The 23,546-nt window shown below is 44.9% G+C and carries 29 protein-coding genes and 1 tRNA gene; 6 read left to right on the forward strand and 24 right to left on the reverse strand.

The genetic code is table 11. From position 1 onward, the window contains the following. Window positions 1-8 precede the first annotated feature (8 nt). From AZI86_RS16595 to AZI86_RS16615, 8 genes are all read right to left on the reverse strand, one after another. On the reverse strand, window positions 9-545 hold the full coding sequence (locus AZI86_RS16595; protein ID WP_061836413.1) for an SRPBCC family protein: 537 nt from the start codon (window positions 543-545) through the stop codon (window positions 9-11). 17 nt (window positions 546-562) lie between these two features. Then, window positions 563-712, reverse strand: a complete 150-nt coding sequence (locus AZI86_RS19280) for a hypothetical protein (RefSeq protein WP_157684743.1) — start codon at window positions 710-712, stop codon at window positions 563-565. Window position 713: 1 nt separating this feature from the next. After that, window positions 714-884, reverse strand: a complete 171-nt coding sequence (locus AZI86_RS19285) for a hypothetical protein (protein ID WP_157684744.1) — start codon at window positions 882-884, stop codon at window positions 714-716. Between the two features lie 3 nt (window positions 885-887). Then, on the reverse strand, window positions 888-1,058 hold the full coding sequence (locus AZI86_RS19335; protein WP_096000918.1) for a hypothetical protein: 171 nt from the start codon (window positions 1,056-1,058) through the stop codon (window positions 888-890). 142 nt (window positions 1,059-1,200) lie between these two features. Next, window positions 1,201-2,115, reverse strand: a complete 915-nt coding sequence (locus AZI86_RS16600; protein ID WP_253715997.1) for an EamA family transporter — start codon at window positions 2,113-2,115, stop codon at window positions 1,201-1,203. Window positions 2,116-2,366: 251 nt separating this feature from the next. Continuing rightward, a complete protein-coding gene (locus AZI86_RS16605) occupies window positions 2,367-2,786 on the reverse strand; it encodes a hypothetical protein (protein WP_061836415.1) in 420 nt (139 codons plus the stop codon). A gap of 124 nt (window positions 2,787-2,910) precedes the next feature. Next, window positions 2,911-3,210: a hypothetical protein gene (locus tag AZI86_RS16610; RefSeq protein WP_061836416.1), complete on the reverse strand. Its 300-nt coding sequence runs from the start codon at window positions 3,208-3,210 to the stop codon at window positions 2,911-2,913. 161 nt (window positions 3,211-3,371) lie between these two features. Then, on the reverse strand, window positions 3,372-3,989 hold the full coding sequence (locus AZI86_RS16615; protein ID WP_061836417.1) for a tRNA-uridine aminocarboxypropyltransferase: 618 nt from the start codon (window positions 3,987-3,989) through the stop codon (window positions 3,372-3,374). Window positions 3,990-4,132: 143 nt separating this feature from the next. Here AZI86_RS16615 and AZI86_RS16620 point away from each other — a divergent pair, with 143 nt between their 5' ends. After that, the gene (locus AZI86_RS16620) at window positions 4,133-5,188 is read left to right on the forward strand and encodes a P1 family peptidase (RefSeq protein ID WP_061836418.1); all 1,056 of its coding nucleotides are present in this window, start codon (window positions 4,133-4,135) and stop codon (window positions 5,186-5,188) included. Window positions 5,189-5,218: 30 nt separating this feature from the next. Here the strand turns inward: AZI86_RS16620 and AZI86_RS16625 are convergent, their stop codons facing one another. The 9 genes from AZI86_RS16625 to AZI86_RS16665 form a co-directional block, all read right to left on the reverse strand. After that, window positions 5,219-5,875, reverse strand: a complete 657-nt coding sequence (locus AZI86_RS16625) for a hypothetical protein (protein WP_157684745.1) — start codon at window positions 5,873-5,875, stop codon at window positions 5,219-5,221. Window positions 5,876-5,891: 16 nt separating this feature from the next. Beyond that, window positions 5,892-6,218 (reverse strand): hypothetical protein, encoded by a 327-nt coding sequence (locus AZI86_RS16630; RefSeq protein ID WP_061836420.1) that lies wholly within the window; start codon window positions 6,216-6,218, stop codon window positions 5,892-5,894. Continuing rightward, complete coding sequence (locus AZI86_RS16635; RefSeq protein ID WP_216635927.1) at window positions 6,215-6,955, reverse strand: TIGR02147 family protein; 741 nt, start codon at window positions 6,953-6,955, stop codon at window positions 6,215-6,217. Before AZI86_RS16635 ends, AZI86_RS16630 begins: the two co-directional genes overlap by 4 nt. A gap of 119 nt (window positions 6,956-7,074) precedes the next feature. Then, complete coding sequence (locus tag AZI86_RS16640; RefSeq protein ID WP_061836422.1) at window positions 7,075-8,979, reverse strand: S8 family serine peptidase; 1,905 nt, start codon at window positions 8,977-8,979, stop codon at window positions 7,075-7,077. Window positions 8,980-9,134: 155 nt separating this feature from the next. Then, on the reverse strand, window positions 9,135-9,605 hold the full coding sequence (locus AZI86_RS16645) for a hypothetical protein (RefSeq protein ID WP_061836423.1): 471 nt from the start codon (window positions 9,603-9,605) through the stop codon (window positions 9,135-9,137). 180 nt (window positions 9,606-9,785) lie between these two features. After that, window positions 9,786-10,466 carry a PP2C family protein-serine/threonine phosphatase gene (locus AZI86_RS16650; protein ID WP_061836424.1) on the reverse strand — a complete coding sequence of 227 codons (681 nt, stop codon included), beginning with the start codon at window positions 10,464-10,466 and terminating at the stop codon, window positions 9,786-9,788. A 556-nt stretch (window positions 10,467-11,022) separates the two neighbouring features. Beyond that, window positions 11,023-12,120: a hypothetical protein gene (locus AZI86_RS16655; protein WP_216635928.1), complete on the reverse strand. Its 1,098-nt coding sequence runs from the start codon at window positions 12,118-12,120 to the stop codon at window positions 11,023-11,025. 320 nt (window positions 12,121-12,440) lie between these two features. Then, window positions 12,441-13,364, reverse strand: coding sequence for a tetratricopeptide repeat protein (locus tag AZI86_RS16660; RefSeq protein ID WP_061836426.1), 924 nt, complete (start codon window positions 13,362-13,364; stop codon window positions 12,441-12,443). 264 nt (window positions 13,365-13,628) lie between these two features. Continuing rightward, window positions 13,629-13,705 (reverse strand) — tRNA-Asp (locus AZI86_RS16665). 170 nt (window positions 13,706-13,875) lie between these two features. Here AZI86_RS16665 and AZI86_RS16670 point away from each other — a divergent pair. The 5 genes from AZI86_RS16670 to AZI86_RS16690 all read left to right on the forward strand — a co-directional run bounded on the left by AZI86_RS16670 (window position 13,876) and on the right by AZI86_RS16690 (window position 16,927). Next, the gene (locus tag AZI86_RS16670; RefSeq protein ID WP_061836427.1) at window positions 13,876-14,151 is read left to right on the forward strand and encodes a heavy-metal-associated domain-containing protein; all 276 of its coding nucleotides are present in this window, start codon (window positions 13,876-13,878) and stop codon (window positions 14,149-14,151) included. A gap of 138 nt (window positions 14,152-14,289) precedes the next feature. Further along, window positions 14,290-14,673: a response regulator gene (locus AZI86_RS16675; RefSeq protein WP_253715998.1), complete on the forward strand. Its 384-nt coding sequence runs from the start codon at window positions 14,290-14,292 to the stop codon at window positions 14,671-14,673. 86 nt (window positions 14,674-14,759) lie between these two features. Further along, the gene (gene orn / locus AZI86_RS16680) at window positions 14,760-15,287 is read left to right on the forward strand and encodes an oligoribonuclease (protein ID WP_061836429.1); all 528 of its coding nucleotides are present in this window, start codon (window positions 14,760-14,762) and stop codon (window positions 15,285-15,287) included. An 18-nt stretch (window positions 15,288-15,305) separates the two neighbouring features. After that, the gene (locus tag AZI86_RS16685) at window positions 15,306-16,439 is read left to right on the forward strand and encodes a DNA alkylation repair protein (protein WP_061836430.1); all 1,134 of its coding nucleotides are present in this window, start codon (window positions 15,306-15,308) and stop codon (window positions 16,437-16,439) included. A gap of 107 nt (window positions 16,440-16,546) precedes the next feature. After that, window positions 16,547-16,927 (forward strand): hypothetical protein, encoded by a 381-nt coding sequence (locus AZI86_RS16690; protein ID WP_061836431.1) that lies wholly within the window; start codon window positions 16,547-16,549, stop codon window positions 16,925-16,927. A 14-nt stretch (window positions 16,928-16,941) separates the two neighbouring features. Here the strand turns inward: AZI86_RS16690 and AZI86_RS16695 are convergent, their stop codons facing one another. The 7 genes from AZI86_RS16695 to ahcY all read right to left on the reverse strand — a co-directional run bounded on the left by AZI86_RS16695 (window position 16,942) and on the right by ahcY (window position 23,531). Further along, window positions 16,942-17,790, reverse strand: coding sequence for a TIGR02147 family protein (locus AZI86_RS16695; RefSeq protein ID WP_061836432.1), 849 nt, complete (start codon window positions 17,788-17,790; stop codon window positions 16,942-16,944). Further along, window positions 17,781-18,290, reverse strand: coding sequence for a hypothetical protein (locus AZI86_RS19340; RefSeq protein WP_061836433.1), 510 nt, complete (start codon window positions 18,288-18,290; stop codon window positions 17,781-17,783). The genes AZI86_RS16695 and AZI86_RS19340 overlap by 10 nt, the downstream gene beginning before the upstream one ends. Next, window positions 18,290-18,898 (reverse strand): hypothetical protein, encoded by a 609-nt coding sequence (locus tag AZI86_RS16705; RefSeq protein ID WP_061836434.1) that lies wholly within the window; start codon window positions 18,896-18,898, stop codon window positions 18,290-18,292. Before AZI86_RS16705 ends, AZI86_RS19340 begins: the two co-directional genes overlap by 1 nt. Window positions 18,899-19,012: 114 nt before the next feature. Continuing rightward, on the reverse strand, window positions 19,013-20,668 hold the full coding sequence (locus AZI86_RS16710) for a mechanosensitive ion channel family protein (protein ID WP_157684747.1): 1,656 nt from the start codon (window positions 20,666-20,668) through the stop codon (window positions 19,013-19,015). A gap of 95 nt (window positions 20,669-20,763) precedes the next feature. Then, the gene (locus tag AZI86_RS16715; protein WP_061836436.1) at window positions 20,764-21,315 is read right to left on the reverse strand and encodes a GNAT family N-acetyltransferase; all 552 of its coding nucleotides are present in this window, start codon (window positions 21,313-21,315) and stop codon (window positions 20,764-20,766) included. A gap of 64 nt (window positions 21,316-21,379) precedes the next feature. Continuing rightward, on the reverse strand, window positions 21,380-21,835 hold the full coding sequence (locus tag AZI86_RS16720; protein WP_061836437.1) for a GNAT family N-acetyltransferase: 456 nt from the start codon (window positions 21,833-21,835) through the stop codon (window positions 21,380-21,382). Window positions 21,836-22,127: 292 nt separating this feature from the next. Next, window positions 22,128-23,531, reverse strand: coding sequence for an adenosylhomocysteinase (gene ahcY, locus AZI86_RS16725; RefSeq protein WP_061836438.1), 1,404 nt, complete (start codon window positions 23,529-23,531; stop codon window positions 22,128-22,130). Window positions 23,532-23,546 lie beyond the last annotated feature (15 nt).

A 23,546-nucleotide genomic window follows, 5' to 3' on the forward strand; every position in this document is an offset into this window, starting at 1 on the left:
CGCTGGTACTAGTGTTGGCGATCTTCCAGATACTTTTCTAACTTATCAAAGGACTGAGACCAACCCTGAACACAATCTTTTTGCAGCTCGTTAGGAATCCCTTGCTGCGAAAGTTTAAATCGACTGCCGTTCGACCCCAAAGAAGCGAAATCAAAGGTAATATAAATCACCTCAGGCCAATGCCCGGGCATTTTAGCTTCTCTGGCCGAAATGGGATTTCCTTTATCGTCGGAAAAATAGTCAGTCATCACGATGCGCTTATTAGGAATGATTTCTTCAAAACTTCCCGTCATACCGCCGCCACCTTGATGATAACCCTTCATGTTGAAAAAGTACTTTCCACCCTCTTCAAATTTAATTTCCACATGATCGGTGTACAGATCTTTGGGCCACCACCACACCTTCACCGCTTCTGCCGTGGTAAAAGCTTTAAAAAGATCTTCAACCGGAACATCAAAGTTCCGCACGATCTCTAGAAGTTTTGAATCCGGTGACGAGCCTTTATAATGAGTGGTCGGTGTGCTTTTAGCTGGGGATGATTGCATAATATCTCCTTAATAAATTACCGACTGGATGCCGGCGGAGTTTTTGTAGAGATCTTGCTCGTAGATCTTCCCGTTCCCGGGCCGGAATTCACACGGCCTTGAGGATTTTTGATCGCCTGTTCTTGTTTTACGTCATCAGCCTGGGATGATCGCGGATCTTTTTTCATTTTAAGGTCCTTGAACAGGGGTTCTTTTTTTATCGATTAAAACTTGCTGATGATCTTTGGCGTTTTGATTTTTTCCACCCTTATCACCCAGCTCACGATCGGCAGAACGTCCCGCCGGATTAGAGTTTAAAGAATTTTCCTGAACTTGATCTAATTCTTTTTTTGATTTCATAAATCACTTCTCTTTTCTGACGCCTTTAAATTTGGTCTCGCCTTTATTGTCGATGAATTGACCATTTTCTTTATTGCGTTTGGTGTATTGGTTCGAATCATCATGTTCGACTTGGGAGCGTTTTCTGACAGCGCCGTTACGATGATTGTCTCCGGATGGTTTATTTGTAGCCATGGGCACCTCCTAGGAACATTATCAAAGCATCTGGATTTATTTTCTAGCCATAAGGGCCTGTTTCTAAACAGATCTGCCGCTGAACAAAGCGTTCGCTAAAAATTCGGAATTTTCTTAGATTTTAGCCGATGAAATTACCGTGCTATGCCTGGGTTTCGTTTAAAACCATTCGGTAATTTAAAATGAAAACCGAAATAATAATGATAGCCACCCCCACAAGTTGCGCGGGGCCAATGTGTTCGCCTAGCAAAATAAATGCGATCATCATCGCAAATGGAAGTTCGATTGAAGAAATAATACTTCCCAATCCAACACCCGTGATCGGGAAACCTTTGTTCAACATGATCGGGGGCAACACGGTCCCGAAGATCGCCACAAACAAACCGTAAGTAAGAAAAATACTAAAATCAAAACTTTTGCTGCTGGTAAATTCCGGACTTAAGATCTTAACGCCCCAATAATAAGGTGCAATTTGGGTGACGATCGCAAAAATCAGAACGACCAATGCACCACCATAAAGCATGATCTGACTGCGCTTAATCGGAGGCAAATGCGAAGCAATGCTGCCAGTTGCCGCCATCGTCCCACTAAATGAAATCGCCGCTAACATCCCGAAGAAAAAACCACGTATATCAAGATGACCGGCCGAGGCATCTAGTGCATTTGTCGCCAGCACGGTTCCAAATAGAACTAAGACGACGGCGATAATTTTATCAAGGCTGGGCCAAGTTTTCTTAATAATGCTTTCAAACAAAACACCCAACCAAATTGACTGCATCAAAAGCACCACCGCCACCGAGGCCGCGATATACTGCACGCTTAAATAATAAAGCACACTTGTAAAACCTAATGTCGTCCCCGCGGCCACTAGCTGGATATATTCAGACTTGGAAGGCTTAGGCGCGTTCTTAGAAAAAAACATCGCAAGCAAAGTAAGAATAAGTACTCCCCATCCGAATTGCGCGACGGTGACTTCAGCGGTGGTGTGACCATGTTTGTAAGCAAGTTTTACGAAGGTCGAAAGCATCCCGTAACTTGATGACCCAATAAGAATCATCAAAATGCCCGAAAGCAATTTAGGGGATCGACTCGTTTGATTGGAACCTGCTTGATACATACACTTCTACCATCTGTTTTTGAGGGACACTCCCTCAAGATAGGTAGGCAACTATTGGCGGTAGTTGGTAGAGACGTTCAACCGAATTATGAACTTATACCCGGGTTATCTAGGACCCAATATACCTTAATTGATTGAATTCAGGCAACGGGATTTACTGTGAATGACTTAATACGAGCCGAATTCAGACCTTAAGGGAAAAGCTGGCAGACCACGTGAATGCGAAAAGCGTTTCCTTCTTCTTCAGACCCGACAGTCAAATTGATCGCCGTCACGGGGGTGAACAAAGGACTATCAAATCGCGCGACCTGGCTTTTAGATTTATTAAAAATCACAAGACTGATTAACGTCGGACGGCCCATGTAAGTCGGTTCATCGGGATCATCCATTAAGTCTCTGGTCAATCCAGTTGTGACGGCGTAAGTAAAATCCGTCTGAGGAATTTGACGAGTGACGCGCGTGTCTTGACGAAAGCTTTTCACCTCTTCCACAAGCTCTGTCACTTCAAGAGAGGTGGATTTATTCGTCAGATTGCTAGCGCAGCGCAAACTTGCCGCAAATGTGGACAAAGGCAAAAAAACAATTAAAGGGAAAACAAGAAGCTTTTTCATAAAGGGGGATTAATGGATTCCGTCCTCGTTGTCATCGGCTCTTTTCTAACTCGGCGCAGAACCGATGCGGTGGTGAAAAAATCAAAAAAGCACCCGAAGGTGCCTTTTTGAAGTTATTTAGAAGTTAGTACACATCCGCAGGCTGTGTAGAACTTCCCGGTCCGCCACGCTCTTGTTCCGCATCGCGGGCCGCACGTCGTTCTTGGGCCGCGGCTTTAATTTCATCCGCCGTCATGGACGTACCATATTTCGTATTGATGGTCGTCGTGCGCGTATTTACGTCAGACAATAATGAACTGTCGCTGGGAGTGTAAGTTGAAGAGGAAGAGCCGCTATTTGGAACTAATCCTGGGTGCTGCTCGCCTTCCCACGCAAATGATGTCGATGTCGCTGCTAGAACTAATGCACAGATAAGTGACTTCATAAGACCTCCTAGTCTCTACAAAAACATTTTGCCATTAATGATGGTTTGATGGTCTTTTCTGACTAAAAACAAGGCCCCAATTTGTACAACTGCAGAAAAAAAAGCGCTATCGGTTGATAACGCTTTTTCAATTTTAATTTAAAAGATCTTTAGTCGCGAAACTAAGACAAAATACCGCGGCCTTTTAAGGTCGCCTGCAGTTTTTTATTGTACAGTTCTCTCAAGACATCCCCGACTTCTTTGCCTTCGATGATTCCAAAAGCCAAAGCAATGGCCTCAAGGGTTGCCATGCCTTCGCTGAAATGTTCTTTGCGCAAGTGATGTTGGGCGGTGTTTGCGCCACTGATTTTCACGCGAGGCACATGATTTAACTCTGGATGACGCGTGTTGAGTTTGCTTGCTTGGCGCCAGTTTCCGTCGGTCACGATCAACTGAATCGGTTTTTGTGGTTTAATAGTTTCCAAATCCAATGCCTCATCGGCAGGAAATAAAACATAGGTTTCATATTCAGGCATAAGCAATGAACTTAAATCCAAGCGCTCGGTCGTTTTCCCTCGCACATGAATTTCGGAATTAATCAGCGCTTGCGTCGCTAAGCGGCCCGTGTTTGTCGTGCGTTTTAATTCTTTGGCGTGAATGATTAAACTTAAACGCGTCTTAAGGTCTAATTTCGGAATAAAGGCGCAAATACACCGTTCGCGATGCAGGAAGCAGACAGGACAAGGATCCACAGTTTTTCGTTTGCGCTGAACAAATGTTTTTAACAACTTTTCTGCCATCTCCCTTTTAGAACTACTGAATTAATAAAAATCTGGCAATCGAATTTCCGAATTTGCCCGGATCTTTGCTTGATGATCGCAAAATTAAAACGCTATCATTTCTATTTGCTTGTCGAACAGGTACGTCAACGGAAGGATATCGCATGACACACAATTTTCGCCCCGGCCCTCGCAACAGCATTACGGACGTCGACTCCATTCGCGTGGGGCAAGCTGAGGACTCGAGTGTTTGGACCGGAACCTCGGTGATTCTTTTTGACTCTCCTGCGGTCGCCGGAGTGGACGTACGTGGCGGTGCGCCCGGAACCAGAGATACAGATGCCCTAAACCCAAGTTGCCTGGTGGATCGCGTGGATGCCATTGTTCTTAGCGGTGGCTCCGTTTTTGGCTTGGGGGCTTCGGCCGCCGTCACTGATGCCTTGGCCGCTCGCGGAATTGGTTTCCCGATTGGACCAGCTAAAGCGCCGATCGTTCCCAGCGCCGTGCTTTTTGATTTGCTCAATGGAGGAAACAAAAATTGGGGCGATAAATCCCCTTACGCTGATCTGGGACGAGCGGCTTTAAATTCTGCCTCTAAAGATTTTAAATTGGGAAATGCGGGTGCGGGGTTTGGCGCTAAAGCCGGACCTTTTAAAGGAGGACTTGGAACCGCGTCGTCAATTTCTGGCGATGGTTTGCAAGTAGGCGCTATTGTTGCCGTGAACTGCGTGGGAAGTCCGCTTATGCCGGGCCAATCTTGTTTGTGGGCATGGCCCTTTGAGCAGTCCAACGAAATGGGAGGACAACCTTTGCCGACAGCGGCGATTGATTTCTCTTCTCCGCAAGAAGCTTGGACAGGATCTCCTTTAGACAGTCTCACAAATCAAGCCGGCGAAAACACCACGATTGGCCTTGTGGCAACGAATGCGAAGTTAACAAAAGCCGAAGCCCAAAGAGTCGCGATCATGGCGCAGGACGGATATACGAGATCCATTCGCCCCATACATACTCCGTTTGATGGAGACACCGTGTTTGCTGCGGCCATGGGAACATGGGGCCAAGACATTGAGGCCCGCGCTGATTTAGTCAATCGTATTGGACTGGTCGCTGCAGATTGCTTAGCGCGTGCCGTAGGACGAGGCGTTTATGAGGCTTCGCCATTAGGAGCTTTGCCCGCGTATCGCGAAGTTCATGGATCTAAACTTCGCGCACGAAAATAATTCCTGAAAATTTAAAGGAGTCCGGAGGCCCTAAGGGGCCAGCGGTACACCCGGCTTAAAACCTAAAAGATATTTCACACAAGTCTCGCTATTGACAATAATCGATGAGGGGACCGCCAAGCCGGCCCATTTATTTTCGTATTGTCCAAGTCTGTGTTTGCCCGTTTGAGGATCCACGTAAGGAACCTGTGACGATATCTGAATTTTTAATGGTTGAAATGTTATATAATGTTTAGTCCCCGCACCCGCTTCGGCCGACACTTTTTGACAGAAGCTGCGCACGTTGGCCTCGTTAAAACCCCATGCCGTCATAGGACTATAACTTAAATACCCATATTCTTCCTTCACGAGGGTGATCTTAAAGTGATCGCCAGCCATCCCCATCCCCGCTGCATTTTCCATAAGTTTAAAACTTAGAAGCTGATCTGGAATATTAAACGCATCCACATCACGAGCTAAATCTTTAAACCAGCTCCAACCTTTGATCGTTGGTTCAAAATCACGAGAGAAAATAAAGCTTGTCGCCTTACGGGCGAACACACTTTCTTGACGGAATGGCGTCGCAGTATGACCTCCGGAAGTGCTGGCTTTAGGTACAACTAATGCGTAAAAAGCCTCATGGAGGACCAATGCAGCTTTGTTAGCATCGTCCATTTTCCGCCACACCCCATGATCAATCGTGATCATTTCTTGTTTGCTAGTTTTAAAATTTGAATGATTGAATTTCAATAAAGGATGTGATGATCGGATCGTCCGCGTAAAGCTCTGATAATTTTGCCGATAACATCTTATTCGGAAAAATCGCCGGATCGAGCGCTTGGTTGACCGCACTTTCAACATAGGGATTCAAAGCGACCCTTCGAAAATAGGGCGCTTTTTCTAATCCCGCCTCATAAAGATCAAACGAATAGGACCGCTCGCCCACCAAAACGGCGTCTCCTCCATTGCCCTGATCGTTGCCGATCATTGCCGATGCCTGTGACGAAACTGTTGCTATTATCATAAAAGCGCTAATCCATAATTTTTTCATTTTGCCCTGCCTGTTAATGGAAATAATTGAATACATATTTTATATACTTCTTTTTTTTTGCCGGACTCCATCACGCGGGTGAAATCACGGCGAAAATTCTTAATCATTTTTCTTGCATCATTTAAACGGTCTGGATCAAAACACAAAGTCATCGCCGTGAAGTCACGGCGTTCGACCGGGACACTTTCCAGTGCGTCGGTGATGAGTTCGATATTTTGACGATTGGCCTTTTTTAGCGCGGGAGTCGCAATTTCCGAGATAGCTTCAAACTGCTCGCCCGTGGTTCGCACCTCGCCCGTAACTTTGGACTTTTCAAGCATCCCTAGGCGTAGAAGGCGTTCTAAAGCTTCTTCGGTGAGTTTCTTAGAAAGCCCCAGCCGTTCAGCGATCCAAGGTGCCGTTCCCTTAAAATCTTTTGTTTCAGCCAAACTTAAAATCGCATAATAGTGCCACTCAGAAATTAGATGAAAAGTGTCCATGTCTAGAGACTTGTACTTAGAAGCTTGGGGGCGTTCTTGGGCTTCTAAAAGCCCAGCAATTTCAGCGGGGGACTTATCTAAGCCGCTTAATATTTTTTGAGCAGTCTTTGCCGTCAGGGGTCGTTTGCCCGAAAGTACTTCAGACACCGCGGCTTGCGAAACCCCAATCTTTTTTGAATAAGAGCGCATCGAATAACTCGGATTTCGAGCCTGAGCCTTCACAAATTCTTCTAGTAAAATAAGTCTTATCTTTTCCATCTGTTTCATGGAAAAGGATGTACCCGCTAGAGGAGCGCGATGTCCACCATTTTTGAATCAAAGTGATTCAAAATACTGAATCACTTTGTCTTTTTCAAGATCACAGCTGCAATAGCAGGTTAACTTCCCGCCCTGCTAGAGAAGCACTGCACGTAATAAGGGCGGCCCTTTCCATCCAGGGCGTAACCGATGCCTGTTGAATTAAATTTACTATTCAGAATATTCGCACGATGCCCGCTTGAATTCATCCATGCCGTGACAACGGAAGTTGTCGTGTACCCGTAGGCGATATTTTCACCCGCGGATCCACCAGTCACCCCGAAGGTTGTTGCCCGCTGACTGAAGGATCCTTGCGTGGGGCTTGTGTGAGAAAAGAAATTATTCTTTGCCATGTCTTCAGCATGGGATTGCGCTAAGGCCTGGCAATTTGATAGCACTTTTAAGCTATTCAAACCTTGAGCTCTTCTTTGCGCGTTAATACCTTTCATCACTTCGCAACCCGCCCCGGTCAAAGATCCACACTCTGTCCCCGGAGTGGGAGTGGGCGTAGGAGTTGGTGTAGGTGTCGGACTTGGTGAGGGCGAAGGAGAAGGCGCAGGTGTTGGTGTCGTTGGATTTGACGCAGAGGAATTGATCGCTTGCGCTAAGACTTTTAAATTTAATGAATTTCCATCTTTGATTCTTGATGAAAGCGCTGACACCTTCTGTGCGCCATTTAACATCATACGCTCAACAATCTCTGGCGTAGGAGTCACGCCCCGGGATTTTAATAATGCAAAAGTCATCGCGGCTGCGCCCGCAGCAACCGGCGACGCCATGGATGTGCCGCTCATGTTGACGTAACGATTGTTCGTTGATATCGAAAGAATATTCTGCCCTGGAGCCGCGAGTTCCACATAATCGGTGCTGTAATTTGAAAAGCTTGCCAAAGCCGTCGCAGAAGAAAGAGCGCCGACGGAAATAAATCCCGCAAATTCTCTCGCGTAAGAGGCAGGACTTTGAAATGTTGTGGCAGAAAGCTGTGCGCCGTTATTACCGGCGGCGGCCACAACAATGACACCTTTTTTGATGGCGTTAGAAATCGCGGTTTTCATGATTGAGGACTGTCCTGAAGATCCCAAACTTAGATTGATAACGTTAGCCCCGTTTTCAACGGCATAGTTGATACCATTGACCACACCCGAGGTGGCGCCAGAACCGCTGCTGCTGAGAACTTTAACGGCCATCAGTTTTACTTGCGCGGACATAACCCCGGCAACACCGACATTATTATTAGTCACAGCACCGATGATACCGGCGACATGCGAACCGTGTCCATGATCATCCATTGGGTCGTCATCTTTAGATATGAAGTCGGCACCGTAACTGCCGTTAGAACTTCTCCACATATTTTGTGCAAGATCTGGATGAGAATAGTCCACACCCGAATCAACGATCGCAACAATAACACTCGTATTAATTCCGTTAGCGCCAAAGAAGGTGTCGTTCCCCGTGGAAGCTTCAATCGCCGTCATATGCCACTGACGACTGTACATAGGGTCATTGGGCACTGCTGCAATCGTAACATCAGCGTCGTTGCTGATTTGCACGATACAGTCATCGCTTTCAGCGTCCTGGCTTAGCTCTGCAAGCTCGGTATCTTTAGAAAGCTTAAACGCATAGGCTTGATATCTTAATTTTTTCTTTTCGCCTGAAGCATTTTGAATTTCATGAGAAAGGCGGCCGGCGGATCTTTCCACGCATTCGGTGTCAACTAAGCCAACCAGTCTCGTTCCGTGACGTAGAACTTTATTACGAATAGCCTTAGCTCCCGCCTTAGATTGCGCGGACCGGCCCTCAATTTCGATGGCGTCAAATCCTTGGGCGGCTAAAACTTCATCATCGATCTCGACCTTGTCACCTTCTGCGACGAGGGGCGCAGAAAGCGACTCGATCTGAGCGACGGATTGAGAGTTCTCTTTACTACAAGCAGTGAGGATCAGACATATCAATAATAGACCTTTAAAGTTAGCCGATAGATTCACTTGTGCCCCCTAAAACTTAGGAATGCAAAATGGGGGCTAGCCGAGCCTCACTTATATTAGAGACCAAAATTTATTTTTGATTTGAATGTGGAAGAATCTGACAACGATCATTTAATACACAATCCGTAATGTTCGGATCATGCTGAATTCGTTTCCTATTGATCCACTTTCAAGAATGCAAACACCCGCGTTTCTAAAAAATCCGGCTCCATAATTTTTGAGCAATGGGGGCAAGGCACTTTGGGGAGCCTCACTTCAGATTTTTTAGATATCATGTCTTCAGCATAAAAATAGTCTTTGTTTCGCTCCATCTGCACCAAGACTTCCTCGGAATCATCGGGGCAAAAAAAGTATCCACGAACGGACTGAATTTTCATGAACGGTGGAAAAAAACGATCGATAAGATGGGATTGCACGGCTAAAGAGTTCGGGACGTTCAATAGATATACTCGAATGCCCGGCGGCAATGTTTTGCACCAACGCATCCAACGAAGGATCCCGGTAGAGTTAATGATCTTAACTTTTTCCAGATTGATCCAAAGCTCAGCCGTTGATTCAGGCAAAACTTCATCGAAAAACTGAGTATCTTGGTCGATGTTCTCGTTGATGACTCGATCTAACCGCACTCTTTTGCTCCTAAATTAGTTCTTCCCAGTTATGTGGGGACGCCAAGAAGTCTAACAATCAGCCCAGACATTTGGCAAATGTTCACCATAGTATCAAGACATAATTGTCGTTAGAAGGCACTCTGCGGTCAAGGACAGAGGAAAAAATGACGAAATAGCGGGCACGCAAGGTGATTTGAGTCAGTCCTTATTAGAAATTCTTATGACTGTAAGGTCATCAGGAAAGGACTTTTCTATATTTTCTAATACCAGGGATTCCCATAACCCCCGAGGCCACTCGTCAAATCTTGTATTTTCTAAAGCTCTGACAAGCTTCCGTTCACCGAAATGTCGACCATTAGCTACGAAAAACTCAAAAGCCCCCTCTGAATAGAGGTAAAGCTTGGTATTTGGCTCAAAAACAGAACTAGCCACTTTGGCGGGGTGAGACGATGAAGCCGAAGAAGTACGCGAAATGGGAGGACTTGGAGGGACATCCTGTTCTACCGCCGCCGCCGTCCCAACAATGGAAATCGGACAGGGAGAGTTTGAGCGCAGATAATCAACCTTCCTATTTTTTTTATTGATACGCACTAGCTGCAAAGCGAGATCATAATTTAACTGGTGAGCAATATATTTTGTCCGCACAATATTAAATAAAGTGGAAAGATCAACCTCTTCAACTAAGGCGGTTTTAAAGATCTCTTTTACTAGGAAGGTGATTTGTGCCGCTGGAAGGCCGTGACCGGTGACGTCCGCAAGATATATGTAAATCCACTCCTCACAGACAATAACGTCAAAAAAGTCCCCGGAAAGATCGGCGCTGGGTTCGTAAAGCGCTTCAATTTTAAAGTCCCCAATTTCTTGATTGAGCGGCGGCAAAAGTGCTTGCTGGATATCTTTGGCTGCCCCAATCTGCTTTTTGCAACAGCGCTGATTGCTGCCTTAGCTCATGCCGCACAAGAAGAATTGTTTAGTGATCAGCAAAGATATCCCCCCTGTCCGCCCGTACGACGGTCAAAAGGTATCCTCGGCCATATAACTAGATTTAAGATATCCATATTGGTGCCGCATTTTTCTGTGCTCCTACTCTTTGCAGACTACCACCGCTTGTCCTGTGACCCGAGGCTCATGCAAGAGAAAGTTTGCATCCTGTTCATTGATCGACCCTGGATTTCCGTTCGGATTTACGCTGATCGAACTATCCAATAAAAGTGGTTGACGATATACCGCTTCTGAAACTTCGGTATATGAAGGGCCAAGCAAGGGTTACGTCTTGATTGCGGAAGATGTTTACGAAGGAATGAAATCAAAGCGAATCCACATCCCCAGAAACTAAAAAGACGACCTCTCGGTCGTCTTTAATAGAACTTTTTAGCGCACTTAGGCCCTTGGAAAACCAGGGTTATTGTTCACTCATAGCTAGAGAGAAAAATCTTTATTTGGTCGGCTTGTTGGCTAATCTCAAAAGTTTGCCGATACCAGAAGTTGATCTTTCTTTATTAGCGTCTGAGTCTTCAAGCACTTGATCCATCTCAAAATCCGCACCCCGCACGCGGCCAGACATGCAAACTAGAGTGTTGAGTTTCGGTCTCAAAACAGAGTCTACCTCGGGGTATAACGAATTATAGACATAGACTTTATGTCCGTTTTCATCCATGACTTTGTAAAACATAGCCGTATCCCACGGTTTTCCTGTTAGTGTGCCACACAAGATTTCACTAGATTTCTTACTTATCCAATCTAGAGAAATTTTGTCACCTTGATTTGCTAACATAACTTCGGGCACCCATACTTTACAATCCTGTTCATATTGCAATTTGCGATTTGCACTTGGCTTACGACACCAGTCCTCTCCCCATGAATTCTTTAATAGATATTCGGTTTGCGATTTATTCACCCGTTTTCCAACGATGGCGATCGCATGTTGGCCGCATCCATTTTCACCTGTTCTTAAAATGTTTGCACAAAATCCTAAGCCCACAGGTTGAGGATTTTCGGCACACAAACTTTGATTTACAACTGTTCTAATAACTGTAGCATTATTCTTAGGCTGGTCGAGATTAAGGGAGTTTAGCTGAATTGAGGCATCAGGCTCAATGGAATCTGATCCGCATATTATCGGCACAATTTTTTGATTGATAAATTTTGCTGAAGAAGTCCGACTCCCAGATGAAAAAAGCTCTTCAAAACTATTCAAAATAGCCATTTTTTTTCCCGAATCAAATTTATAGTCGTCCAAAGATTTTTCGACTGACATCAACGCCTCGGACGTATTGCCTGGGATGCTCTCCGCGGCCCAATGCAGGGCATCCGTGAATGATGACATAGAATTATTCCCGAAAAACTTGTTTAGGATACCATCAGTACAAAGTGTCGTTTTAAAGGGAATTTCTTGAGGTAAAGATATCGCAAGTCCCATATTGTAGATATCTGTCGACCTTTTATAAAAGAAAACATTTCTATCTGAAGAGGTTCTCTTTAAATCCGTTTCGCCGTGACTAAATCTCCAAGCATCTTTAAGTGCTAATGCCATTTGATACGTACACGTACCACCCACTTGATTTCGCGTGGGAATGGATCGCATTAAATCTTGCTTTCTGAAATGATGCTGTAGTTGCACTACAAGACACTCAGCAATAATCATTCCGTGCCGCTAGCAATAAGTTATTTAATAAGTGTCTCAATTTAAGATTCGACGTATTTTGTTAGTCATAAAGGGAATGGTTTCGGAGCGCTGCCTCTCGCCATAGCATGGATGCTAAGTCGAAGTGTAACCCGAAGGGCAAAGGCAGGAGCCTGCTTAATTAATGACGAGATGGTCACTAAACCCAAAGTTTGGCCGGAAAAGAAATATTAACGACCGCCCAGCTCCTTTACCCGCTTTGTTCGCACCTCATCTCCATCAATAAGGCCATCCGACTTGGTAAGCTCATCATAAGCAAAGCCAAAGTATTTCTTCGCCTCTTGGGTATGATTCAGAACCAAAAGATTTTCCGCGATTTCTTCAAAGACATAACCATCTGGGGCAGAATCAGCAGCGAACTCGGCTTCAAGTCTACGAAGGATCTCGAGAGCCTCAACGTTACGTTCTAATCCACGAAGGGCGCGTGCTACAAACCAACGAGCGACTTGGTGCTCATAGCGGTTTTGTGGCAGCAATCGGTCATAATACTCGACTTGCTTCTGAAGAACAGAAAGAGCCGCTTTATAGTCATTCAATTGGATGTAGGTGTAGCCAATATTATTATAAAGAGATCCCAACCATGATCGAGCACCCGGATCTTGTGATTTTTCCGCAAATTCGAGAGCCTTTAAGTTCCATTCCAACTGTTTTTTAATATCCGGTTCAGCGATTGCCACCATATGGTAGGCATCGACTACGTAGCCATCCTGCTTTGTTGCGATTCCTAAATCTACCGCTTTCAAAAATAGCGGCAAAGCCAAGTCTGGTTTCTTGCTCGAGTTGAACGTACGTCCACGCTCCAACAAATACCTCACTTCTGCGACGGGCGTATCGGGACCTATTTTTACTTCTACTGTATCCAATATGGCGTGGGCCTTTGCAAATTTACTTTGAAGAGACTGAGTGCGAGCAATTTGGGTGAGAAGCTGGAGGTAATAGTCTTTGTTACCGGATTTTTCAGCCTCGGGAAGGATTTCGCGAAACCTCGCTTCAGTTTCGGCTGGATTACGGTAGTTCCACATCTTATCGAAATTTGGAAGCTCGTTGCTCGCATACACCATAAAACACCCCACAAGAAGAGTTAGAAATTTCATTATCCTCTCCAATTCAAACCTTTTGCGGCGGAATCCTATCAATAGATGTTTCCATCTTCTATGAAGACCATGCTAAAGGAATTTTTTACTCTTAAATGACTAGGGAGAAGTACTATCAAAGAGTGCGAAACCAAAACCGAACGGGGTTAGAAGCTTTAGAAACTATAGAACCGTAGAACCTATCGAACCCACAAATAAAAAAAGGAAGCCTTGCGGGCTTCCTTCATTATTCCTTTTCGTGGGGACCGGCCATTCTTTAACAAATGGCGGGGTGGACGGGACTCGAACCCGCGGCCTTCCGCGTGACAGGCGGACGTTATAACCAACTTAACTACCACCCCTCGAATTAGGAGAATCTTTTATAGCTATTAGAAACCCGCAATACAACAAGATTTTTTAAAAATCTACGTAGCACGGGGCTTAATGCACCGTTTTTAAGCATTTCCAGCACTTGGAAGACCCCAAATTCCGGTATAGGCTTCTAAAACACCCATCAAGGGAAAGGACGACCATGAAAACAGCCTCTCTTTTAATCACTCTTTTGCTTAGCTCTGCCGCTTTGGCGGAAACCGTGACTTATAACGTGGAAGGCATGCACTGCGGATCTTGCGCCAAAAACGTAAAGGCCGAAGTCTGCACCATGAAGGGCTTAGAAAAATGCGAAGTCACTACCGGCAAAGTTGTTATCACCCCTAAAGCAGGTGTCATGATTTCTCAAGATCAGATTCAGGCCGCCATTACTAAAGCGGGCGAATACAAAATCACGGGCTCAGAGAAATCCAAATAAAAATCCTTAACAGGTTTTTGAGTTTATTCACTTTCAATCCAAGATAAATTGACCGTCCTCACTCTAGCAGAATGATGACGGTCCTTATTTTTTTTGGCATACTTAGAGTGTATGCATAGCAACTCAGCACTCTCTACAATGACAAAAGGTCGACTCCTTATCATCGACGACGAATCCGAACTGCGTGAAGTTCTCACCGCCCTTCTAGAAGAATCCGTTTCTGAAATTCAGTTAGCGGCTAACGGCCTTGAAGGCATCGACATGCTTAAAAACCAAAAGTTTGATGCTGTTTTGTCTGACGAAAAAATGCCGAAAAAATCCGGCTTAGAAGTTTTAAAATGGATGCGTGAAAACGGACTTCAGATCCCTTTCATCATCCACACCGGCTATGGCCAAAAAGAGATGGTCCAAGAGGCTCGTAAGCTGGGCGTTTACGCCTTTATTGATAAACCTTGGGACGAACGCGCCCTGATTAAAACCGTGCAGGAAGCTTTGCGTTCCGGCATGGAGCAACAAAAGTAATCCCCTTACATCCGACTTGTCTGTTGAGGTAAGTTCCATCATGATGGAGCTTTCCGGGCTTTCTAGGGCCCTAGAATGGATACGTTATGCAAAAGCTTTTTTGGCTCGACATGGAGATGACCGGTCTTGATGTTAATAAAGAAGTCATCATCGAAGTCGCCGCCATCGTCACAGACCTTGATTTTAAAGAGCTGGAAACCTTTGAAACGGTCGTAAAACAACCGCAAAAATATCTAGATTCCATGGATGCTTGGAATACCGAACACCATAAGAAATCCGGCCTTACTGCCAAGGTTCCGAACGGCATGGAGCCTGATCAAGTCGAAGCCAAGCTTTGCGATATGGTTAAAAAGTTTTTCCCTGATCCGAAAGACAAACCTGTCTTGGCCGGAAACTCGATCATGCAAGATCGTTTGTTTATTGATAAGTACATGCCCGACTTTTCATCGCGCCTGCACTATCGCATGGTGGATGTGTCTTCTTGGAAAGTGATCATCAATAATAAATTTAAATACGTGTATCACAAGGCCAACAAACATCGCGCCTTGGAAGACATCCGCGAAAGCATCCAAGAGCTTCGTCATTATTGCGACAAAATGCATTTTGAAAAGTAGTTGGTAAAGTAACTCCGAATGCCACAAAAGAAAAAAGCCACCGAAGAAACCGCGTTTAAAAATTGGATCAATAAAGACCTGGTCGAACGCATCGCCCGCCACATTCAAAAGCATGAAAGTGATTTTGACGTAAAATCTTTCGTGGCCTTATCAGCTAAGCTTTCCGCCTTAGAAATGAAACCGCGAGTGCACCTGATTCGCGATGAATTAAAAAAGCACCTGCCTCAGGATTATAAAAAATCCTTGGCGATTCTTTTAAAAGCCACATTAGAACCGAAAAAAGGTTTAGAGCCTTTATCGGGCTTCGACCTTTGGCCTTTCTTAGAATTTATTCAAACTTACGGCTTAGAGCACACCAAGACTTCTTTAGCCGCGCTTTATCAGCTGACTCAAGTTTTTACGGCCGAGTGGGCGGTGCGCCCTTACCTGATTCATCACGAAAAAGAAACTTTGGCGCAGCTGATGAAATGGACCAAAGATAAAAACACCCACGTGCGCCGGTGGGTTTCAGAAGGGTCTCGCCCCCGCCTGCCTTGGGGGGAACAATTAAAACATTTTATCAAAGATCCCGCACCCACGATCAAACTGTTAGAAAATCTAAAATACGATGAAGAGCTTTACGTTCGCAAGTCCGTGGCGAATCACTTAAATGATATTTCCAAAGATCATCCCGCATTGGCAGTTAAAATTGCGACAAAATGGAAAAAAGAAGCGCCTGCCAAACACCAAGCCAAAATTGACTGGATCGTTCGCCATGCCTTGCGTGGCCAGCTGAAAAAAGGCGACCCCGCAGCTTTAAAACTTCTGGGCTACGGCACCGACACCAAAGTGCAGTTAAAAAATTTGAAAATCGAAGACAACACCGTCACCGTGGGGAACCACTTGGTATTTTCCTTTGAGCTTCACACCGGCAGCAACGTCAACGTCATGGTGGATTACATCATCCACCATCGTAAGGCCCACGGCAAAACCTCGCCGAAAGTTTTTAAACTGTCCGCAAAACCTTTGGTTGCGGGACAAAAACATCTTTTCCAAAAGAAGCATTCTTTCAAAGTGGTAACCACCCGTGTCTACTATCCGGGCGAGCATGTTTTAGAGATCATGGTGAATGGGAAAAACTTAGGAAAGATTCCTTTTCAGCTCAAAGAATAGGTTGTTTGGGCCCGAGCTCTCCCCCTTCTTATGTATTCTTTCAAAGTCGGTTCTGAGTTTAGCAAATATGCGCTAAAACTTTCGGGAACCCTTTAAGGAGTCCACTTATGAAGATGCTAATTTTAATCCCGATGTTATTTTTTTCCGTTGTTACTCGCGCCGATGTCATTAAATGCTTTTTCACAGAGCCTTTTGTCAACTCCACTTATGATATGAAAAAAGCAAAACTGGTATTTAAGGACTCTGAAGGCCGAGTCACCATTTATCCTAAAGCCACTTTTGAAATCACAGGGCCCACCACCTTTGAAATCAGAACTAAAGATGGCACCGTTTTACAAACTTTAAAATTAGACAACCAAGGATCTGACGGCATGAGTGATTTCATCTATCCGTACTCGGTCAAAGATGACTCCGGCTTGACCGGTTCCCCGTCAGGTTATGGGGGTTGTGAATCCAACCACCTCAAACGCACAGAGCCGCCGCAATAGCGGTTCTGTCGAGTTTATTTTTTAAAATGCATTAAGTAAGTTCCTAACTGAACTAAGTCATCACAGTCCGTGTGACCTTGACACCACCCAATGATTTCGTCTTGAAACTGTCGGATCTTTTCTTGAAGCTCTGGCAGTTTTGTTTTGTTGATCGGAATATTTAAGACCCCTAGCTCTTGATGCTCATAACCTAATTTTTCAATATTCTGCGACCACGCTTTAAGGGTTTGGCCGTGATAATCTTGCATAAAGCTGTGATTAAAAATATCAATCCCGGTATCTAAGATTGGATCGGCTTGGATGTATTTGCCTTTTTTAAGTTCCAAATACCCAGCCTTTAGCAGAAACGTAAAAGATTTTTCTGCTTCCTCAGCCGTGATAATTCCCTGCAATCTTTCAGAGATGTATTCCCCCGACGCTTCAAAATCCTTTAGATTCACCATTTCGCGCACTAATAAATGATACCATTTGCCTAAAATGTCTTGCGCGTCTTTTTCCACGTATCGCGATAACATTTTTTTTAACGATGCATGGATATTTTTTTGCGCCTTGATTTTTTCTTCACCGGAGGTGGCATTATCCAAACGGATTAGGGCCTCTAAGTGAAGGCCTTCTTCCTTGGAAAGCTTTAAGGCTTTAGCGACCTTCTGACCTGTTTCCTCGGTCATATTGCGCTTTCCTTGAATGACCAGTTGCAGGTAATTGGGACTTTTTAAACCCACCAACCCTGAAAACTGACGGTAAGAAAATCCTGACCGTAAAGACTTTTTATATTCAAAAAAATCACGCAAGAAATCCCGATACGAAGTGTATCGGGATATTTCTGGATAGATGATTGTTTTCGTGGAAAGACTTACTTCCATGCGCAAGACCCCGGCTCAATCTCTAGTGACGCAAGCATGGCTGCTATCGATCTTTCGCTGTATTCAAGCTTTGAGGCATTAATCACAAAACCGCGACCAGCCCCCCAGGTGACAACATACGAAAGAACTCCTCCCGATTCGTTCTTAAATACCTTTTCACAAGTGCCTTGCCAGTGTACTCGGATCCAACCGGATTTGCTTAAACGCTGTTCAAGCTGGTCCGCCGTTAGATCCTGGGCATCTGCAAAATAAGTTGAAAACTCACTGATGCGGATGAAGGCCTCAATCCTTCCCGTCGCTGAGCCAAAGAACATAGGCCCTCGTGCTATAACGGCATTTTCTCCTGAAGCTTCCACTCGAAAATATTCTGAAGGTATGGTCAGAGCAAATCCTGAAAACTGGCTTCTGACTTTTCCTCCACCCACTCGCGAGACGGCCCCCGAAGGGTCCGCCAGAAAGCATGTTAAGGCTGCTAAAAAAACCGACGCCCATTTTTTCATTATCGGGTCTCAAACTCGGCCGTCGCCGCATACACCACGGGGTTAATAACTACACAATTGTCATAGGTTCCCGCAGGAGCGATATTCAGTAACGAAACAGGCGTTGTCTCTTTGCCAGAACTTCCCATGCAAGTAACACCTTGAGCAGGGGAAGATTCTAAGATCAGATTTTTCAAATTCAGATCGCGTGTTCGCGCCCAATTAGGTTCTGCCGGTGGAATGTTTTCAGGTTGATTATCCAAGGGTCTAAACCACATTGAATGGGAATATGTCTTGACCGACTTATAAACCCCATCATTTCCCACCGCCGCATTGAAGCTGATCCAAAATTCGCGCTCTCGTCCGTCCACTATGGCAGTGCATATTGTTGGACGGGGAGCCTCCCAAAACGTACCCGGTGGCATATTTCTAAGATCAGGAACTGCCATTTCACTTTCTCCTGAGCAAATAGTCGTCACCTTGAATTCATATTTATCATTTTTAAAGGACAGTTCGCGACGCTCTAATTTGTAAGTAACCTTCTGGGTTTCATACGTCGGCGGTTGCCAAGGGGAAGCAAAACTAGAAGCTGTTGTTGCCAGAGTTATAATACCAAAAATCCATTTCATGTTGTGACCTCGTTAAAGTAAGTTAGAAATATTTCGAAGCGCTTCGAAACAAAGACTAACTCACAACCAAACGAAGTCAACCACCCCAGAATACATTTTGAAGACCGTTTGTCTTCACGAAGACTGACAGTCTTCACTCTTAGATTCAGTCCGAAGATTAAGATATTCGGGTGATAAAATCTCAACCCCGGCCTTGTTAAAGACGTCTTGGATATTCTGTCTTAAAAGTGAATACACTAGCTGGGCTTTGTTAGGCTCGTCGGTAAATACATTGAGTTCATAACTTATATCAAAATTATTAAAACCCGTCTGCAAAACGAAAGGTTCGGGCTTTTGTTTTACCATATTCGTTTTTTCCGCGGCTTCGCGTAAAAGGTCATGCACCTGACGCCAAGGCACTTCATAACCCACCGTCACGACAGGATTGAGGATCAACCCTGCGCGCGCCGTCGTGCTGTAGTTTAAGATATGGCTATTTAAAACCAAAGAATTTGGAATCGTGATATCCACATTCTTAATTGTACGCACCCGAGTGACTAACAATGTTTTTTCAATGACGTCTCCCACTGTGCCCGCAATCTCGACGCGATCCCCGATCACAAAAGGGCGCATATAAGTCAAAACAACACCGGCCACCATATTCCCGATCGCCGACGAAGAGCCCAAGGAAAGCAAGATCCCCAGAAACACCGAAATTCCCTTAAATGCCGGCGAATCAGATCCCGGCAGGTAAGGGAACGCCATGACCAAGGCAATCACCAAAAGAAAGGTGCGCGCTAATTTGTAAGTCGGCGTTGCCCAATCGCGATGAAAACCTTCAAAACGGATATGACCCTGTTCAACTTCTTTAAAAAAGAATTTCACCAGCTTCAATGACAGATGAGTCAGGTAACCAATAACCGCCAGAAAAAACAGACTTGGTAAGTAATCAACAAACACATCCCACACCCGACTGACGGGATGCAAAACATACCCCGCCACCTTCGGTGCTAGATTTTCCGTCCAAGGGAAAAATACCAAAATCAAAGGAACCGCAAAATACAGAGTAAAGAGAGTGATTACCAGACGAATTAAACGAATAGCGCCCGCCAGTAAATCCGAAATACGATCTGCGGTTAATACTTCATAAGACTTAATCTTTAATGAAGTCACCCAATGGCCTTTGCTGGCGTGAATAGTTTCAATCAGGCGTCGCGAGAATCTAAACACCAGGGCCAAAAACAGAATCAACAGGGACAGAGCCAAAAGACTGTACAAAGCCCCGAACAATAAATCATGAGGACTGCGTTGCTTGCGATAGACGTCAATTTGTTGACGAATCTTTTCGGCCGTGGCTTGCACGACATCTTCGAACTCTGAATCTGGAGGAATTGCAAGATCCTCAACCCCGAAACGAATCAATGGTTGCTGTTCAAAAACGATGCTGTAGTTTTCACCGTCAGCAACAACCTTAATGTCTTCTGATTCCTTCGTGCGATCATCGGCAATGATTTTAATACGATGAATAAAGCTATCGACTCTTTCGGTGGGTGAAAAAGACCCAACGCCACGACGAAGACAAAACATTTCTTCGGAATTAAAAATAGCCGGACGGCATTTACGCTCTTGCGTTTTTGCTTGAGCCCCCGTCGGGACAAGCTCATCCGGTGCATCTTCTAATAAGGACTCCGATTTTGCCGACTCTTGCTCAGCCTCTTGCGCCTGCGCCCAAGAAAAATTCATTGATAAAAGAAAAACACCCACAACAAAAACAAATTTATTTATCTTCATGCCGATATTTTTAACCGCGAATGTCATGGACGCAACCAAAACCATTCACTAAAAATGAAATACGGAAATATTTTGTTTTTTTACCAAAGATCTTTTTATTTCGGCTGATATTCGGAATGCAAAATTCCGTAAATCACGCTGTCATAATAGACGGAGTTCTTACAAATATCCTGACGAAGAACGCCCTCCTGCTTCATCCCGGATTTTATCATCACTTTGCCCGAAGCCGGATTGCCGGACATATGCCGCGCAACGATGCGATTCAGTTTTAATTCTTCAAATCCATATTTAATCAAAGCTTGGCACGCCTCTGAACAATAACCTTGTCCCCAAAAAGGCCGCCCCACCCAGTAACCGATTTCTGCCTTATTGTGAGCTTTCGACATCGCACAAAAATCGATACAGCCGATAAGTTCGTCGGTCGATTTTAAAACAATCGCAAACTGCAGCCCCGTGCCTTTTTCAAAATTTTCCTGATGACGGGAAATCCAAGTCTCTGCCATGCCCTCAAGATAAGGATGAGGCACCGCCAAAGTTGTCGCGGCAATTTCCGGATCCCCCGCCAATTTCATGACTCTAGGACCATCAGAAATTTCAAAAGGACGCAGAATAAGTCGATCTGTTTTTAAGGTCGGTCTTGTCTTCACCTGATCACCCTATTTCTTTACTCGTGCTAACACACCCATCCAAATTTCCTAAGACTTCTCAATTTCATAATTTTTTCTGCAAGCGATAGCTAATGATTTCAAATCCCAGTTTTTTGTTTAAATCGACCATAGGTTCATTCTGAACGAAGGTGTGGGTATAAATGCAGTACAATCCTTGTTCACGCCCCCAGCGCTCGGCACGTAATTTCAGATTCTTCGCCACACCCTTACGACGATGCGCGGGATCCACCCAAAGAGTCGAAACATTCCCCACCGCGCGACCAAAGAAAATATCTTTGCGAATAAGATGAAAGCCCACAACATGACCCGAAGAATCCACCGCCACATCGGCAAAATCCTCATCCCGCATTTTACCCAAAGACTGAATACGATCCGAAAGCATCGTAGGTGCTGGCTGCAAATCCGGATCAAACAGAGTCGGAATCAAGATATCCCTTTCGGCAATACTCAAAACCTCAACTGGATCCGCCCCATTCATACGTCGAAACTCAAATTCCATAAAAAAAGCATACCGCCCCGACCGCCGAAGGCCACGAAAAAAACACCACGACGTAACTTTCTTGAAACATTTTTTTCATCTGTTCGAGTGCATTCGAGCAACTCTACAGATACTCCAGCGAATAAAATAGGGGCTTGGGGAGCCGCAAAACCGAGTTCCACAGCGTCCGAGAGAACTTAATTTGTAATCAGAGGGCTTTAGAAAAAGAAAAAGGGAGCCAAAGATGGCTCCCTTCACGCGAGGACTGTCTGAGAGTTTTGCGGCTCCCCAAGCCCCTATTTTATTCGCGGGTTTAGTATCTGTAGTGATCCGGTTTGAATGGACCTTGCGGGCTCATGTGAAGATACTTAGCTTGTTTTGAAGAAAGCTTAGTTAATTTCACTCCCAATTTATCCAAATGCAATGCTGCCACTTTTTCATCTAAGTGCTTAGGCAAACGGTAAACAGCGATTTCTTGGTACTTATCACGGTTGTTGAAAAGTTCCATTTGCGCCAATACTTGGTTTGTGAAGCTGTTAGACATGACGAATGATGGATGTCCTGTAGCACAACCTAGATTCACCAAGCGGCCTTTTGCCAAGATGATGATTTGGTTGCCGTTTTTCAACGTATGGATGTCCACTTGTGGTTTTACTTCGCGAACTTTTGAATTTTTGTTCAACCAAGCCATGTCGATTTCGATATCGAAGTGACCGATGTTGCACACGATCGCGTTGTTTTTCATTTTTGTGAAATGTTTGTCCGCGATGATATCGCAGCAACCAGTCGCCGTAACGAAGATATCGCCCAATGGAGCCGCATCTTCCATAGTCACAACTTCGAAACCTTCCATTGCTGCTTGAAGAGCACAGATAGGATCGATTTCAGTGACAAGAACGCGAGCACCAAGACCGCGTAATGAGTGAGCAGAACCTTTACCTACGTCGCCGTAACCAGCAACCACGCAGATTTTACCAGCGATCATAACGTCAGTAGCACGTTTGATACCGTCCGCAAGTGATTCGCGGCAACCGTAAAGGTTGTCGAATTTAGATTTAGTAACAGAGTCATTGATGTTGATTGCTGGAACTTTCAATTTTCCGGCTTTCAACATGACTTCAAGATTGTGTACGCCCGTTGTTGTTTCTTCAGAGATACCGATGATTTTCTTCATCTCTTTAGCAAAGCGCGGCTCATGCATCATGTTGGTAAGGTCGCCACCATCGTCAAGGATCATGTTGAAGCCTTCTTTACCCCAACCAACGATAGTTTGCTCGATACACCAGTTGAACTCTTGCTCCGTCAAACCTTTCCAAGCAAATACAGGGATACCTGCTGCTGCGATCGCAACGGCTGCGTGATCTTGAGTCGAGAAGATGTTGCAAGAAGACCAACGGATTTCTGCACCCAACTCTACAAGCGTTTCAATCAACACCGCCGTTTGGATTGTCATGTGCAAGCAACCCGCGATTTTTGCACCTTTAAGAGGTTTAGATTTGCCGAACTCTTTACGAAGAGCCATCAAACCAGGCATTTCAGTTTCAGCAATTTTGATTTCTTCGCGACCCCATTTAGCTAATTTGTCGAAAGTAGCTTGGTCTTCCATCGCTTCTTTGCAAACGGCAAAGTCACCTTTAGGCATTTTAGCTGCAGACTTCGCTGGAGCTTTCATATTTTTTTTCATCGCAGATTTCCCATTCGTTGTCGTTAGAGACATTCTTGAATCCTTTGT

It is taken from the genome of Bdellovibrio bacteriovorus (assembly GCF_001592735.1).
GTDB classification, from domain to species: Bacteria; Bdellovibrionota; Bdellovibrionia; order Bdellovibrionales; family Bdellovibrionaceae; genus Bdellovibrio; species Bdellovibrio bacteriovorus_D.

What these genes read in the sequence shown, in the direction of transcription:
- AZI86_RS16595 (WP_061836413.1), bottom strand. Translation starts at nt 545, where the DNA reads ATGCAATCATCCCCAGCTAAAAGCACACCGACCACTCATTATAAAGGC.
- AZI86_RS19280 (WP_157684743.1), bottom strand. Translation starts at nt 712, where the DNA reads ATGAAAAAAGATCCGCGATCATCCCAGGCTGATGACGTAAAACAAGAA.
- AZI86_RS19285 (WP_157684744.1), bottom strand. Translation starts at nt 884, where the DNA reads ATGAAATCAAAAAAAGAATTAGATCAAGTTCAGGAAAATTCTTTAAAC.
- AZI86_RS19335 (WP_096000918.1), bottom strand. Translation starts at nt 1,058, where the DNA reads ATGGCTACAAATAAACCATCCGGAGACAATCATCGTAACGGCGCTGTC.
- AZI86_RS16600 (WP_253715997.1), bottom strand. Translation starts at nt 2,115, where the DNA reads ATGATTCTTATTGGGTCATCAAGTTACGGGATGCTTTCGACCTTCGTA.
- AZI86_RS16605 (WP_061836415.1), bottom strand. Translation starts at nt 2,786, where the DNA reads ATGAAAAAGCTTCTTGTTTTCCCTTTAATTGTTTTTTTGCCTTTGTCC.
- AZI86_RS16610 (WP_061836416.1), bottom strand. Translation starts at nt 3,210, where the DNA reads ATGAAGTCACTTATCTGTGCATTAGTTCTAGCAGCGACATCGACATCA.
- AZI86_RS16615 (WP_061836417.1), bottom strand. Translation starts at nt 3,989, where the DNA reads ATGGCAGAAAAGTTGTTAAAAACATTTGTTCAGCGCAAACGAAAAACT.
- AZI86_RS16620 (WP_061836418.1), top strand. Translation starts at nt 4,133, where the DNA reads ATGACACACAATTTTCGCCCCGGCCCTCGCAACAGCATTACGGACGTC.
- AZI86_RS16625 (WP_157684745.1), bottom strand. Translation starts at nt 5,875, where the DNA reads ATGATCACGATTGATCATGGGGTGTGGCGGAAAATGGACGATGCTAAC.
- AZI86_RS16630 (WP_061836420.1), bottom strand. Translation starts at nt 6,218, where the DNA reads ATGAAAAAATTATGGATTAGCGCTTTTATGATAATAGCAACAGTTTCG.
- AZI86_RS16635 (WP_216635927.1), bottom strand. Translation starts at nt 6,955, where the DNA reads ATGGAAAAGATAAGACTTATTTTACTAGAAGAATTTGTGAAGGCTCAG.
- AZI86_RS16655 (WP_216635928.1), bottom strand. Translation starts at nt 12,120, where the DNA reads ATGGCATTAGCACTTAAAGATGCTTGGAGATTTAGTCACGGCGAAACG.
- AZI86_RS16660 (WP_061836426.1), bottom strand. Translation starts at nt 13,364, where the DNA reads ATGAAATTTCTAACTCTTCTTGTGGGGTGTTTTATGGTGTATGCGAGC.
- AZI86_RS16670 (WP_061836427.1), top strand. Translation starts at nt 13,876, where the DNA reads ATGAAAACAGCCTCTCTTTTAATCACTCTTTTGCTTAGCTCTGCCGCT.
- AZI86_RS16675 (WP_253715998.1), top strand. Translation starts at nt 14,290, where the DNA reads ATGACAAAAGGTCGACTCCTTATCATCGACGACGAATCCGAACTGCGT.
- orn (WP_061836429.1), top strand. Translation starts at nt 14,760, where the DNA reads ATGCAAAAGCTTTTTTGGCTCGACATGGAGATGACCGGTCTTGATGTT.
- AZI86_RS16685 (WP_061836430.1), top strand. Translation starts at nt 15,306, where the DNA reads ATGCCACAAAAGAAAAAAGCCACCGAAGAAACCGCGTTTAAAAATTGG.
- AZI86_RS16690 (WP_061836431.1), top strand. Translation starts at nt 16,547, where the DNA reads ATGAAGATGCTAATTTTAATCCCGATGTTATTTTTTTCCGTTGTTACT.
- AZI86_RS16695 (WP_061836432.1), bottom strand. Translation starts at nt 17,790, where the DNA reads ATGGAAGTAAGTCTTTCCACGAAAACAATCATCTATCCAGAAATATCC.
- AZI86_RS19340 (WP_061836433.1), bottom strand. Translation starts at nt 18,290, where the DNA reads ATGAAAAAATGGGCGTCGGTTTTTTTAGCAGCCTTAACATGCTTTCTG.
- AZI86_RS16705 (WP_061836434.1), bottom strand. Translation starts at nt 18,898, where the DNA reads ATGAAATGGATTTTTGGTATTATAACTCTGGCAACAACAGCTTCTAGT.
- AZI86_RS16710 (WP_157684747.1), bottom strand. Translation starts at nt 20,668, where the DNA reads ATGAAGATAAATAAATTTGTTTTTGTTGTGGGTGTTTTTCTTTTATCA.
- AZI86_RS16720 (WP_061836437.1), bottom strand. Translation starts at nt 21,835, where the DNA reads ATGGAATTTGAGTTTCGACGTATGAATGGGGCGGATCCAGTTGAGGTT.
- ahcY (WP_061836438.1), bottom strand. Translation starts at nt 23,531, where the DNA reads ATGTCTCTAACGACAACGAATGGGAAATCTGCGATGAAAAAAAATATG.